At 41.6% G+C, this 368-nt stretch carries 1 protein-coding gene; it reads right to left on the bottom strand.

The features are described 5' to 3' along the window. Window positions 1-64 precede the first annotated feature (64 nt). Window positions 65-368, bottom strand: a 304-nt coding sequence (gene tnpA, locus ACT3SX_RS15600) for an IS200/IS605 family transposase (protein ID WP_444518890.1), incomplete at its 5' end; no start/stop codon positions are given.

The raw sequence follows: 368 nt of genomic DNA, 5'->3' as shown, positions 1-368 counted from the left end.
CTATCAAAAAAGCGAAAGAGGACTCCACCCGACATTAGGGTGGAGGTGAATTTCGCATCACTAGCTAACCTCGCTGGTTCTGAATATATTGTTTAATAATATCTAATGGCGCACCGCCACAAGAGCTTGAAAAGTAGGAGCGTGACCAAAGCACAGGTTTAGAATAAGCTGCTCTTAAATCAATAAAATCACCCCTCATTCGTCTACTGGTGACTGACTTCAAGTTATTAACCAGTTTGCTTAATTGCACTGTTGGTGGGTACTGGATAAGCATGTGAATATGATCCGCTTCACCGTTACATTCTTTTAACTCAGCATCAAAACTCTTGCACACCTCAGCAGCACACTCACTGAAATATTCATGATGT

Source organism: Psychrobacter sp. AOP31-B2-9, assembly GCF_052378005.1.
GTDB lineage: Bacteria > Pseudomonadota > Gammaproteobacteria > Pseudomonadales > Moraxellaceae > Psychrobacter.
Note: the sequence above shows the minus strand (reverse complement) of the source record. Positions and strands in the feature narration are given on the sequence as shown.